13 protein-coding genes, 1 tRNA gene and 2 pseudogenes are annotated in these 12,841 nt (G+C 33.4%); 6 read left to right on the top strand and 10 right to left on the bottom strand.

The window, feature by feature from the left end:
* Positions 1–43: 43 nt before the first annotated feature.
* Positions 44–1,009 carry an IS110 family RNA-guided transposase gene (locus OPR58_RS03435; RefSeq protein WP_265023004.1) on the bottom strand — a complete coding sequence of 322 codons (966 nt, stop codon included), beginning with the start codon at positions 1,007–1,009 and terminating at the stop codon, positions 44–46.
* Between the two features lie 234 nt (positions 1,010–1,243).
* Here OPR58_RS03435 and tnpC (OPR58_RS03440) point away from each other — a divergent pair, with 234 nt between their 5' ends.
* The 3 genes from tnpC (OPR58_RS03440) to OPR58_RS03450 all read left to right on the top strand — a co-directional run bounded on the left by tnpC (OPR58_RS03440) (position 1,244) and on the right by OPR58_RS03450 (position 4,045).
* Positions 1,244–2,119 carry an IS66 family transposase gene (gene tnpC / locus OPR58_RS03440; RefSeq protein ID WP_265023163.1) on the top strand — a complete coding sequence of 292 codons (876 nt, stop codon included), beginning with the start codon at positions 1,244–1,246 and terminating at the stop codon, positions 2,117–2,119.
* A gap of 165 nt (positions 2,120–2,284) precedes the next feature.
* A complete protein-coding gene (tnpC, locus tag OPR58_RS03445; RefSeq protein ID WP_265022247.1) occupies positions 2,285–3,628 on the top strand; it encodes an IS66 family transposase in 1,344 nt (447 codons plus the stop codon).
* A gap of 237 nt (positions 3,629–3,865) precedes the next feature.
* Positions 3,866–4,045: a hypothetical protein gene (locus OPR58_RS03450; protein ID WP_010402288.1), complete on the top strand. Its 180-nt coding sequence runs from the start codon at positions 3,866–3,868 to the stop codon at positions 4,043–4,045.
* Between the two features lie 107 nt (positions 4,046–4,152).
* On the opposite strand, the gene OPR58_RS03455 is transcribed toward OPR58_RS03450, so the two are convergent.
* The 3 genes from OPR58_RS03455 to cutA all read right to left on the bottom strand — a co-directional run bounded on the left by OPR58_RS03455 (position 4,153) and on the right by cutA (position 5,117).
* Complete coding sequence (locus OPR58_RS03455) at positions 4,153–4,698, bottom strand: hypothetical protein (RefSeq protein ID WP_010402291.1); 546 nt, start codon at positions 4,696–4,698, stop codon at positions 4,153–4,155.
* A gap of 21 nt (positions 4,699–4,719) precedes the next feature.
* A tRNA-Gln gene (locus OPR58_RS03460) sits at positions 4,720–4,791 on the bottom strand.
* Complete coding sequence (gene cutA, locus OPR58_RS03465) at positions 4,782–5,117, bottom strand: divalent-cation tolerance protein CutA (protein WP_264682928.1); 336 nt, start codon at positions 5,115–5,117, stop codon at positions 4,782–4,784. Before cutA ends, OPR58_RS03460 begins: the two co-directional genes overlap by 10 nt.
* A 262-nt stretch (positions 5,118–5,379) precedes the next feature.
* Here cutA and OPR58_RS03470 point away from each other — a divergent pair.
* The 3 genes and pseudogenes from OPR58_RS03470 to OPR58_RS03480 form a co-directional block, all read left to right on the top strand.
* A pseudogene (locus OPR58_RS03470) lies at positions 5,380–5,618 on the top strand (transposase); the annotation flags it as partial.
* An 80-nt stretch (positions 5,619–5,698) separates the two neighbouring features.
* A pseudogene (locus OPR58_RS03475) lies at positions 5,699–6,527 on the top strand (IS630 family transposase).
* Positions 6,502–7,167, top strand: a complete 666-nt coding sequence (locus tag OPR58_RS03480; RefSeq protein WP_265023006.1) for a hypothetical protein — start codon at positions 6,502–6,504, stop codon at positions 7,165–7,167. The pseudogene OPR58_RS03475 and the gene OPR58_RS03480 overlap by 26 nt, the downstream one beginning before the upstream one ends.
* A 44-nt stretch (positions 7,168–7,211) precedes the next feature.
* Here the strand turns inward: OPR58_RS03480 and OPR58_RS03485 are convergent, their stop codons facing one another.
* The 6 genes from OPR58_RS03485 to OPR58_RS03510 all read right to left on the bottom strand — a co-directional run bounded on the left by OPR58_RS03485 (position 7,212) and on the right by OPR58_RS03510 (position 12,799).
* The gene (locus tag OPR58_RS03485; RefSeq protein ID WP_265023007.1) at positions 7,212–8,453 is read right to left on the bottom strand and encodes a citrate synthase; all 1,242 of its coding nucleotides are present in this window, start codon (positions 8,451–8,453) and stop codon (positions 7,212–7,214) included.
* A gap of 79 nt (positions 8,454–8,532) precedes the next feature.
* Positions 8,533–8,802: a 30S ribosomal protein S20 gene (rpsT, locus tag OPR58_RS03490; protein ID WP_007302369.1), complete on the bottom strand. Its 270-nt coding sequence runs from the start codon at positions 8,800–8,802 to the stop codon at positions 8,533–8,535.
* Positions 8,803–8,845: 43 nt separating this feature from the next.
* Entirely contained in the window at positions 8,846–9,571 is a 726-nt protein-coding gene (locus OPR58_RS03495) for a lysophospholipid acyltransferase family protein (RefSeq protein ID WP_029237643.1), read from the bottom strand.
* Between the two features lie 56 nt (positions 9,572–9,627).
* Positions 9,628–10,614, bottom strand: a complete 987-nt coding sequence (locus tag OPR58_RS03500; protein WP_010404031.1) for a site-specific tyrosine recombinase — start codon at positions 10,612–10,614, stop codon at positions 9,628–9,630.
* A 370-nt stretch (positions 10,615–10,984) separates the two neighbouring features.
* The gene (locus tag OPR58_RS03505; RefSeq protein WP_265023008.1) at positions 10,985–11,620 is read right to left on the bottom strand and encodes a DnaA ATPase domain-containing protein; all 636 of its coding nucleotides are present in this window, start codon (positions 11,618–11,620) and stop codon (positions 10,985–10,987) included.
* 105 nt (positions 11,621–11,725) lie between these two features.
* Entirely contained in the window at positions 11,726–12,799 is a 1,074-nt protein-coding gene (locus OPR58_RS03510) for an AI-2E family transporter (RefSeq protein ID WP_264375194.1), read from the bottom strand.
* Positions 12,800–12,841 lie beyond the last annotated feature (42 nt).

The following is a 12,841-nucleotide window of genomic DNA, read 5'->3' on the forward strand; positions in this document are numbered from 1 at the left end:
CTTAAAATTTGTGTGGGCGTACTTATTCACAGCTATGCTATTGCTATATAGAAGCAGTTTTAGGGCTATACTCCTCAGTAAACAGTCTACCGTCTCTTACTAAAGAGTTAGCAAGGATAAGTAATTTTCTCATTGCAGCAGTAGAGGTAACTTTATATGGTTTTTTATATTGATTGTATAGCCTATCAAAGAAGATTTTTATATAAGAATTGTACCTTTGCGCACTAAGAATGCACATATGTAAAACCTTTCTAATTTGTGATCTACCACCCTGAATACACCTTTTTCCCTTACTAAAACCACTATCTCGATTAAAAGGTGCAACTCCGGAAAGGCTGGATATTTCTTTATGTTGGAGAGTTCCAAGCTCGGGTAGATAACAAATAAAAGTAATAGCTGTTATTGCACCTACACCAGGTATACTAGTTATTGACATGTACTTTTTTTTAAGCTCTTGATTTTTATCGACTAATTCCATTACCTCATCTTCTAAGACTTGAATTTGATTTTGTAAAACTGCAAGTAGCTCTTCCATTTGTTTGATTATAGATAAATCGGTTACTTGATGAGCTTGGGTTTTTTGTATTTTTGCTATTTCTACTAGTTGATTCCTGCGAGATAATTTTTGCTTCAAACAGTCAATACTACTAACTTTTGAAGGAGTGACACGCATGTCTGTATTACTAACATAACGTGAGATGATGCTACAGTCTATTTTATCAGTTTTAGTAGCAATACCAAGGCTTTTTGCATAATCTCTCACCCATCTTGGTTGAATGACATATACTTCAAAACCATGGCTTAATAAAGTATAAGCACATAATTTTTCGTACCCACCAGTTGCTTCAAGTCGAACTTTGGTTACGTTATGTAAACGCAAAAAGTCGATTATTTGATCAATAGCTTGAACGTTATTTTCAAATACTTTATGATGTCCAAGTGGATGAATATGGATATCTAGTTTATTTTTGCTAATATCAATGCCAGTAATAATATTTGATAAATTCATAATCCCTCCATAAATAATGTGTATACTGCATTTTCCACCCTTATATACGAGCCTAAAAGCTCAACCAGTTGTTCGGAACTTTCAGTATAATAAACCAGAGAGGAGAACCTTGCTGCAAAACGGTCCTTATGACCAAGAGTATGTACGGTTCCTCCTCTCTGCGTGTCTTTATACCGCCATTTCGTGACATTTATAAAGACTTGTTTTTAACATATAAGAGTATGTAATAAAAGAATTACAGCAAATTTACCCGAAGGTGTTGCAAGAGATTTTCTAGGACCCAATGCTAAAACAGTTATAAGCAGCCTTAGCGGCTTTTTTATTAACTCAAAAAGAGAGGTACAGCAAATTTTGGGCAGTATTTTTAATCTAAATATAAGCCTTGGTTTAGTCTCAAATACTGAACGCAGGGTATCGAAGAAGTGTGCATCTGAATATGAGAAAATGAAGGAAGAGTTGCAAGGAAGCGAGTATTTGCATATAGACGAAACAGGGCACAGAAATCAAGGAAAGAGAGGCTGGAGTTGGGTAATAACAAACAAAGCGTTGACACTTCTGAAGGTAAGCGAGTCTCGTGGTAAGAAGGTGTTGAAGAGTTTACTGCCAGAATATGATGGTATAGTTGTGAGCGATAGATACGCTGTATACAATTACTTCAATCGTGAAAATAGACAGATATGTTGGGCACATCTGGCAAGAGATTTTGAGAGATTTGCCCATAGTAAAAATGTTGAAGTGAGCAAAATTGGCCAAGCACTAAAATCGCTCAGCAATAAGGTGTTTGTAGTAGATAAGGCAAAAAAACAAAATTTGATAGATAATTTGAGATTTTATCGACTGGTGCGAAAAATTCGGAAAAGGGTAAAACATTTTTTACGTAAAATGACGAGGGTTGCAAATAGCACTCAAGCTTCAAGAATGGCCGCTAAGATGTTACGATCTGAGGATATGATGTGGAAGTTTTTAAGAAAACCTGAAGTGATAGAAACAACTAATAACCTTGCAGAACGGCAAATTAGACGGTACGTAATTTATCGTAAAAACAGCTTTTTCACCTGGTCAGAACGTGGAGAAAGATTCGTGGAAAGAATGTTGTCGATATTTTTGTAACCGTTCACGCAATGGCGTCAACTTAAGAGCCTTCATTAGCAGACTCTCCTAAAGACATGATGGCGTTTAGGCTTATCAACTTTGTCCATTCACGGTATAAGAAAGTAGTTTACAAAAATTGCATAATTAGTATAAAAAACAATAAACTAGATAGATGAGGGGTTGATGATAGAGGTGCTACAAGAAAAGATTGTGGTATTGGAGTCAGAAGTTGGTACTCTGAAAGCAGAGAATGATAAGTTAAGGACAAAAATAATTGAGCTAGAGGATAAGCTGGGTTTAAATTCAAAAAATTCATCGCTGCCACCATCGCAAGATGTATATCGCAAAAAGACAAAAAAGAAGAGCGATAAAAAACCAGGCGGGCAGCCAGGACATGAAGCGCACAAGCGGGAATTGATGGTAGCAGATGAGGTGGTAAAATGTTCAATTGATACAATTTGCATGTGTGGAAGCCAAGTTATTTTAGAAGAAGAAACTGTGCATCAAAAGGTTGAATTGCCAAAAATTAAACCGATAGTGACTGAATATAGGCTACAAAAAGGCTACTGTAAGGCGTGTAAGAAAAGGATCTCAGCTAGTCTGCCTGAAGGTGTGACAAGGGATCTTTTAGGAGCTAATGCAAAAGCAGTAATTAGCAGTTTTAGTGGATTTTTTATCAATTCAAAAAGGGAAGTACAGCAAATTTTGAGCAGCATATTTAATCTGAATATAAGCCTAGGTTTGGTATCAAAGACCGAGGGTAGAGTATCAGAAAAATGTATATCTGAATACGAAAAAATAAGAGAAGAGCTACGGAAAAGCAAGTATTTACATATAGATGAAACAAGCCATAGGAACCAGGGAAAGAAAGGTTGGAGTTGGGTAGTAACGAATAAAACAGCAACACTTATGAAGTTAGTTGGATCTCGCGGAAAGAAGATATTAAAAGGGCTATTGCCAGAGTATGATGGAATAGTTATAAGCGATAGGTATGCTGCGTATAATTACTTTAATCGTGAAAACAGACAGATATGCTGGGCCCATTTAGCAAGGGACTTTGAAAGGTTTTTTTACAGTAAAAATGTTGAAGTGAGCAGAATTGGCGCAGCATTAAAATCGCTGAGCAACAGGGTATTTGTGGTAGATAGAGCACGTAAACAAAACCTGATAGACAATTTAAGATTTTTCCGGTTAATGAGGAAGATTCGAAAAAGGGTGAAACATTTTTTGCGAGAGATAACAAGGGTTGCAAAAGGAACTCAGGCCTCGAGAATGGCTGCCAATATACTACGTTCTGAAGATATGATGTGGAGATTCGTGCGCAATCCTGATCTGATCGAGACAACCAATAACCTTGCAGAACGTCAGGCTAGACGGTACGTCATTTATCGTAAAAATAGTTTTTTCACTTGGTCAGAACGTGGAGAAAAGTTCATTGAAAGAATGCTTTCGATATTTTTGACTGCACGTTTGAATGATCAGAATCCTGTCCAGAAACTACAGAATTTAGTCGCTATTCCTGCCTAATTGGGAATATTCCGTGAACGGTTACCACAAAACGTTGTAAAGCGCTTTTGTCAACCTGGATCCCAGCTCGGATAACAAGAAAAGAAGCACTGGTTTCACATAGATCTGAATAGATATAATTTCTTAAACATTTATAGCTCACATAAAACCCGGTCTGACTGTCATAAAGGCTACTCATTGCAGCAGACAACTTTCGCACTACTTCAAATTCTAATTTTCAACTTAAAGAGGTACATAATGTCAAATAACTTCAATTTCAAAGAATTTTTTCACCATCACGAAGCAAATAGCACTTTAGATGATATACAAAGGTACTGCATACTGTGGCAATCAGTGATATCACAGGCAATGATTGATGCAGCAAGTAACTGTAAAAAAACAGAAAGCTTGGTAGAGAAACGTAAAGCAATTTCCTGACTATCAGACTTCAGTCAAGATTTTGTTGAAACATGTATACTGGCTGATTGAGATCCGTTATACGTAAAAAACAAAATACAGTCAATTCTAAAAAAGATAAAGCCCTTTTAATGAGGTTTACCCCTCTCACCAAGAAAAATATCATTTAATCTTTTTTCTATAGCTTCATCTATATCTTGGATTAATAGCTGCTTTATCATATTCACTTTCCGTTCTGCCTCTTGAAGATTATTGTTACCGTAACTGTTCTTATTACTATAACCATAACTACTGCCATTTGGTTTATTACTCATTTTTCTTCTCGTGCTGAGTATCTGAACTATCTTCTCCTTGAAAAAAGACTTCCAGCCTGTGCCAGAAAATAATTTGTAGAGAAAATGCGGAGTAAGAAACGCTACTAATATTCTAATAGAAACTCCATAACCCAAATCATCTCTATTTTCATAATACCATTTTAAATATTGATACAAATGGTAAAATGCATTTTTGAAAGAGCTAAACTCTACAGTATACCAAAAACCATTGGTGAGAAACATAAGCATAATGCTCGATGTATAAAGATACAGAGTGAAAAGAAATAGCTTGACAACTATATCTTTCAAGCTGCCCAGTATATAATTAAATAACCTTAATTTATAAAAAAGTGATATCATTTCACGCACACTTTAATAAAGCTGGGGTGGAAGGATTCGAACCTTCGCGTGACGGTATCAAAAACCGCTGCCTTACCACTTGGCTACACCCCAATATTGTTTATATCAATAACATTATTAACCCAATTAGTAAAAGATTTATTCGCTTTTCCTATGGGTATTATCACAACGGCTGGTTGATCATAAGAATGCATTGCCTCGATTTTTTCTACAATCTTATCAGCCTGATCATTCCTACTCTTCATAATTGCCACCACTTCACAATTACTATTAATTTTACCTTCCCATAAATACAGAGAATTTACTTCAGGAAATATATTTACACACACAATTAACTTCTCGTTTAACAATTCTTCAGAAATAGCCTTAGCCTCTTTCAAGTTTGAAAAAGTTATATAGACTAAAACTAAATTGCTCATTAACCGCTACATAAATGCATTTTTACTATACTCTACTTAGATTTATTCATCAAGAGAAAATAGGAGAGACCTCTTCAGTGCTTGACACACAGAAATTGAAGATGTCATTTAGTAGCTCTCCCCTTGTCATCCCAGTAGTTCTCCTCTTGTCATCCCAGCGCGTGACACTGGGATGGCTTTGTTGCATCGCTCAAGTGAAAAGAACTGGCAGTTACTGACAAAATTCATTATAAAACAGCCATTTAACTGTTGAAGAAAAAATATGCCACAAAAAATGAGAGTCAGTAACTGCCATGAATATAACAAATTTCTCCAAGAAAGAGGAAGCATTTTTTGTTATATCAATGACGCCATAGAAAATTGGTACGAGAATTGTCCAAAAATGCAGGGCGGCAACTATATTTATAGTGATAAAGTTGTGATTTTAGTGCATATATCGTCAGTTTCTTTAGAATTGGTTTAAGACAAACAGTCGGGTTTATAAAAGGGTATTTGCAACAAAAATGAATTTTGTCAGTATAGCCCTTCTCATAATAGTCCAAAAAGAGTAAGATATGGATTGATAGTAGTGGAAGGTAAGGATGCCAGTAGCATATAGTTATGACTTAAGAAAAAAGGTAATGGAAGCATTGGATGAAGGAGAGAGTGGAGAAACTGTTGCCAAGAGATTTAAGATCGGAAAAACAACTTTATATGAGTGGAAGAAAAGACGTGAGAAAACGGGAGATTTTCAGTCAAAAAAGCCTGGAAGCGTGGCATAAAATTACCGACTGGAATGCATTTGCCGAATTTGCAAATGAGCAAGGTGGCAAAACTCAGTCAGAGATGCTGGGGCAATATTAGTAGACAAACAATTCATCGAGCACTTAAAAATATAGGATTCACAAGAAAAAAAAGACCTACGGATATAAAGAAAGAAATGAAGAAAAGCGAGCTCAATTTTCAAAGGTTATAGCAACAAAAGAACCTAAAGAATTAGTGTATATAGATGAGTCTGGCATTGATAACACTGAACCTATGGGTATTGCCAGAAAGGACAGCGGTTTTATGCCCTAAAATCTGGGAAGAAAACTCAACGAATTAGCATGGTTGCAGCCTTAAGTGGAAGAAAAATAATTGCTCCGTTAACCTTTGAAGGCCACTGCAATATGGATATCTTTAATAAATGGTTTGAGCAGTTTCTGACACCGATTTTGGAACCTGGACAAACTGTTATCCTTGATAATGCTACTTTTCATAAGTCTAATAAGATTTGCTAAAGGAGTTGGTGCAGAAATTTTATATCTTCCTCCATATTCTCCAGATTTTAACAAAATTGAACATTATTGGTTTGCTATAAAAAACAGAACCAGGAAAAACATTCCTTTATTCAAATCTTTTCGTCATGCTGTCGATTCTTCTTTCTTATGACCTTTTTGGACTATTATGGGAAGGGCTATACATAGAGTTTTTAAATGAAAAAGAAGTTGATCATATTAATAATAAGGTGTTTGGTGGTACAAAAGTATTGCGTGATGTAAAAGATGATATTGCAGAAAGAGGTCTGCCAACATATGGTGACGGACGAATATATGCAATAGACTTTTTTAACCGAGACATTGCTTACTGCGTGATGGATAAGATCATAGAGAGCTCTGTAATCAATAAGGATTATAAACTGTCCATTGATCCTGCGCGTGTGCCAGCTATGAAACCACAAACTCTTGCCCCTTCTGAAGAAAAAGTAGGGACGGATGGACCAAGTGCAGATACAAGTGCAGATAGTGGTTTTGGTGATTCACCTAAGAATTCAGTTATAGGTAAATCACATACTGGAAACTCAAGAAAATTACTTGGCCTCAATTACTATGATGAAGATGCACAAAGAATTAAAGATGATGCTTCGGCTAAAGATAGTGGCTTTGGCCCTTCTTCAGCACGATCTTCAGCACGATCTTCTTTTAATAAGCCCAAAACAACATTTAACCAACCTTCTATATCACAGCCTGACCAATGTTCTGCAAAAAAGCAGACATCAACTAGTAAAAAATCAATTTGCTGTATTTTATAGCTAAAGGAAATTAGGCTATTCAAAGATGAATTGTGAATGAAAGTTTATTTGCCAAGGTATAGCTGCCTTGGCCTACAAATCTTGGTTTCTTTATCGTTTACCATTTCATACCATTGGGCAACCCAACCAGTGGTTCTTGCAAGTGCAAAAATGGGTGTAAACATACTTGAAGGGATACCGATAGCATTCATTATTATACCTGAGTAAAAATCAACATTTGGATACAACTTACGTGTAATAAAATACTCATCCTTTAAAGCTATTTCTTCAAGTTTTTTTGCAATTTCAAGTAATTCATTGTTTTGCTCTAGTTTGCTTAAAATCTCATGACAAGCATCCTTTAATATAAGCGCGCGCGGATCATAGTTTTTATAAACACGATGTCCAAATCCCATTAGCTTAAATGGATCTTTATCATCTTTAGCTTTCTCAATGAATCTATCTACATCTCCACTTTGCTCTATCTCTTTTAGCATATTTATAACTGCCTCATTAGCTCCACCGTGTGCTGGACCCCAAAGTGTAGCAACTCCTGCAGACAGGCTTGCAAATAGATTAGAACCAGCTGACCCTACCAATCTGACAGCTGCTGTAGAAGCATTCTGTTCATGATCAGCATGAAGAGTAAATATTTTATCCAGAGCTTTTACAAAAAGGGTATTATTAACAGCACTGCCAAATATCATATTTAAGAAATTCTCACTATAACTTAATTTATTATTAGCATTTATGAATTCCTGATTGTTGATATGTCTATAAATCATTGCAACAATTGCAGGAACTTTTGCTATTGCAGAAATTCCAAAATCTAAATCTTCACCATTGACATTGTTGCCATGCATTTCATGGTAAGACGCTGACAAATTTGCAAAACATGCAACTAAAATCGACATAGGGTGAGCAGTTTTTGGAAATGCTTTGATTACATTTGTAACTTGCTCTGATACTTTGGATGATTCTTGTATTTTGAGAAGAAATTTTTTGTGTTGCTCTGAACTGGGTAATTCACCATAGAGCAATAAATAAATCACAGCAGTAAAATGATTATTCTCTGGCAAATCAGCTATCTTATGTCCCCTATATTTAAGAACTCCTTCATCTCCATCAATGAATGTAATTGTAGAAGAGCATGAAGCTGTAGAAACAAACCCTGGATCGTAAGTGAATAATCCTGTCTTCTTATATAAATCCTTGATATTTAACACGCCAGGACCTACTGTTCCATTTAATACGGGTAGATCAATTTTTGACCCATTACTTAGTTCCAATAATGCTTTTTTATCCATCACTTAAGCTACTTAATTTTATACAGAATATACAAACTGAAGAGTATATATTAATACAGCTAACTTTACATTAACCGTATTAAGCGGTCATCAATGCTTTTACTTTTGCATTTAAGCGACTTATTTTACGCGCAGCGGTATTCCTATGAATGACACCTTTATTTACACATTTGTGTAAATTGGATTCAGCATTCCGAAATGCCAAGACAACATTCTCTTTATCACCAGACTTGATTATATCAACTAATCTTCTAATAGCAGTACGAGTTTTGCTTTTTCGCATCTTATTTACTAAAGTACGCTTTGCTATTACCTTCATCATTTTTTTAGCACTCTTATGATTTGCCATATATTAATACCTGTACTTTTCTTTTAATTATAAAGTTTTTTTGTTAATTTGCAATATCAGTTTTTTCTGCAATTAATCTACTACTTCTTTCTTCAATGATTTTTTCTAAACTTTGCAAGAATTCATTTTTGTTTAACCCAGGATATATGGGAGGTAATATTTCTATTACCGCCTTTCCGGGATTCTTTCTCAGAGAAAGTATGCTTTTTGGCCAAAACAAACCAGTGTTTAAAGCAATCGGTAACACAGGAACAGATAATACGCTATATAAAGCAGCAATACCCGATTGATATTTTATATTTTGGTTTATAGTTGTTCTTGTACCTTCAGGAAATATTATTATGCCTCTATTTTCTTTTATACACACTTTTGCTAATTTCATGATATGACGCACAGAACTAATACCATCTGAGCGGTTAATAAAAATCATTTTTAATGCCATGAGATGCAAACCAATGAATGGAATCCATTTCAATTCACGTTTTAAAATAAAAACTGCTTTTCTAAAGAGTAGTATAAAAATAAATGTTTCAAATGGAGATTGGTGTTTAGATGCAATTATAAAAGGTTGCTTAGGAATGTTTTCCATTCCCCTCACTTCATATTTAATGCCACATAATAAACGCAACATGAATAATACAACTCTCACCGAGCAAACAAGGAAAATGGTTATTACACACTCAGGAAAGAAAATTACAGGGAGAGTAATTAAAGTATAGAATACTTCCCATAATATAAGGAGTAAATTAAATAATAAACTTGCAATCACAAACACACGTAAACTTATTTGAATTTAACTTTACTACAAAACTAAAAGCAATAAGTTTAATTATTGATCATCTGAGTAATAGGATGAGAATCAGCTAATTTGTCCTTTAACTTTTCGTTAGCAATATGAGTATATATTTGTGTTGTAGAAAGATTAGTATGGCCAAGAATTTTTTGTATCAGCACAATATTTGCTCCGCTATTCAGTAGATGGGTAGCAAGAGAATGCCTAATCACATGTGGAGAGATTTTATTTTCATCAATATCGCACTTTCTTGCTAATTCCTTTATTAATTGACCAACTCTTTGCCTTGTAATTGGTTTATTAGGTTTATCACCTGGGAATAGCCAATCAGATTTTTTGTTGTTAGGGAGCAGATTGTCACGAATTGATAAATAATCTTTAAGGCTTTGCAATGCTTGTTGATTAAAAAAGATTTGCCTTTCTCTGCCACTTTTTCCCTTTATTATTATGTAGCCTTCCTTACCATTACTGTTTACTAAATGTGATACTTCACATAACTTCATATTGATTAGTTCAGAAACACGCATCCCGGAAGAGTAAAGAATATCTAAAATTGCACATAGCCTTTTACTGCTTATCTCTTTATTCGATCCGCTTGCTGATTTTTTTACTGTTTCCATGAGCAAAAATATTTCTTGAACACTTAAATACTTAGGCAAAGGACGGGAAACCTTTGGATTTCTTAATTCATTATCATTAGCCGGTGCTGGATTAAAATCTATTATTCCATCATTAAATAGGCACTTATAGAAATTTTTGATAGCAGATATTTTTCTTGATATAGAGCTAGTTTTATATTTCTTTTGTGTACGTAAAAAGTTTACATAATCTTTAATATTAGCTTTACTTGCACCAACTAAGGTAGTGCCTCCTTCTAATAAAAATTTTTCAAGTTGGTGTAAATCTGAACGATAACTTTCCAAAGTATTTTGTGTAGAGGATTTTTCGGAAACCAAAGTATCTATGTAATACGTTATGTAAAGATCCTCTTTTTTATTTTGTGGTTGTTTATTTTTCATTATTAGCTCCTATATTTATTTCTTTGACTATAATTTGATTAAAAGTATTTTTTGTATTTTTTATAAGAAAATATGAGATAAATAAAACATTTATCAATAAAGTAAGTACTACAAACCTTTGTTTTAACCTTTTTTTTAAATTTGATCTTATTTTTACCATGTTTCAATTATAACATCAAATCTATAAAAACATCCTGTAAAGTAAGTTTTACTATCATATAAAATATCCCTTAGCTATGTCTGTTTATGCTTATTACATCATAGTATTTATTATAATTTTAACATAAAGAGATAGTGATTTCAACTTCATTATTGTATGGGTATTAATAAATCTTTAATATATATAACAAATGTCTTGCAGCAGAAGGAATCACTTGGGACTTTTTTTTAATAAAGTGTTAATAAAAGGAATGGTTACATTTGATCCTATGGATTCACTATCTATTTTTTCTATAATTTTATTAATGCTGTGGAAAGAACGTTCTATTCTTGCTAGAATATAATTAATCACTTTTAAATCAATTTTTAACTGTTTATCTGAAAATCGTTTTATTAGCATAATTCTTAATAATTCCTCGCTTGCAGGCAAAATTTTTACGCTGGTAGTTGACAATATTCGGGAGCTTAAATCTCTTAGTTTGAAGTTAAGCTTTTTTGGTGAAATTGAAGAAGTGATTAGCAGTCTCTTATCATTTTCTTTCATATAATTATAACAATGTAACAACATTTCCTCATCTTTAATGTTTTGTACATCCTCTAAAATAAACGCATCGCTATACCTAATTTCGCTTACAAAATTATTCACATTGATAAAAATTGCATTGTTTATTGATTGCCAAATATGAGCAAGGTGAGTTTTTCCAGAGCTGTTAGGTCCAAAAAGAATCAGGCATTTCCAAGATAAATCGTTAACTATTAAGTTATATACGTGCTTATTTTCGTCTAAGGTGATATAGTTTTGCCAGCAATAATCAACTTGATTATTGCTAAATAAATTTAATTGCACGTAAAGCCTCTTACATTACTACTTTTTGATAATAATTTTTGCATAAAAATTTACTTGCATCTCTCAAATGTATCAGAGGTCCTTTTTCTTTTTATCGTGAACTAATTAGCCATTTTTATAAAGCTCACTTTCAAAATATTTATTGACTGCATATTCTACTAATACACTGAACATTCCTATTATTGGAATAAAAAATAATATACCTATAAACCCAAAATATGAGGTGCATATGACAACTCCTAAAATAATGATAGTTGGATGTATATGAACTTTTTTTCCTATTAATAAAGGCACTAATATGCTTGAGTCTATTAATTGACCAACACTAAATAATAGCAAGACAGCAGTACTTTCAAACCATCCACTAAATTGAGTAATGGCGCTCAAAAATCCGATAATAGTGTATAATAATGGCCCTATATAGGGTATAAATGTTAATGTTCCTGATAAAATTCCAATAGCTACAGAATGCTTCAGCCCAATTATGCTAAGGCCCACGGAGTAAAAGATCATCATGACTATACATACGTTTAACTGTCCCTTTAGGTAATTAGATATAATGAAATCTACTTTGGAAAAATAACCTGCAGCTTTTTCTCTGTAAAGAATGGGAATTAGTTTATTAGCCTTTTCTACAATTGCAGGCCAATCACGTAATACATAAAAAAACACCACAAGCGTAATAGCTATTAATGATACCATGTAAATCAAATTAAAGCTTGAATTTAGCACTTGAATTATAAGATTACTGCCCATGCTAAGAGCATTTATAAAATAAGATATATAATCACTGTAATTTTCTACTAGATTTTTAGACAAGTGATCAAATAAACTATCTTCAGTTTTTATATTAAGAAATTCTAGCACAGAAGGAATCACTTTAAGCTTTAATGAAGGTATCTTATTCACTAAGAAATTTAATATTAAAGTAATTTGAAAATATATAATAGGTAAAACAAATGTGATAACTAATATAAAAGCTATCAATAAGGTAAGTATTATAAAAACTACAGAACATGAACGTGGTATTCTATATTTTTCAAACTTGGTTACTAGCGGGTTAAATAGATGTGCAACAAAAACAGATATTAGACACGGAACAATCATAGGACGCATCAAAAATAATGCCCCTATTATGAAAAGCAGTACACAACAAATAGTTATATGACGTTTTTGCATGTGTTTAGAATAGTTAATTTACCGAAAAATATACAGTTTTTT

The organism is Wolbachia endosymbiont (group B) of Ischnura elegans, assembly GCF_947251585.1.
Lineage (GTDB): Bacteria > Pseudomonadota > Alphaproteobacteria > Rickettsiales > Anaplasmataceae > Wolbachia.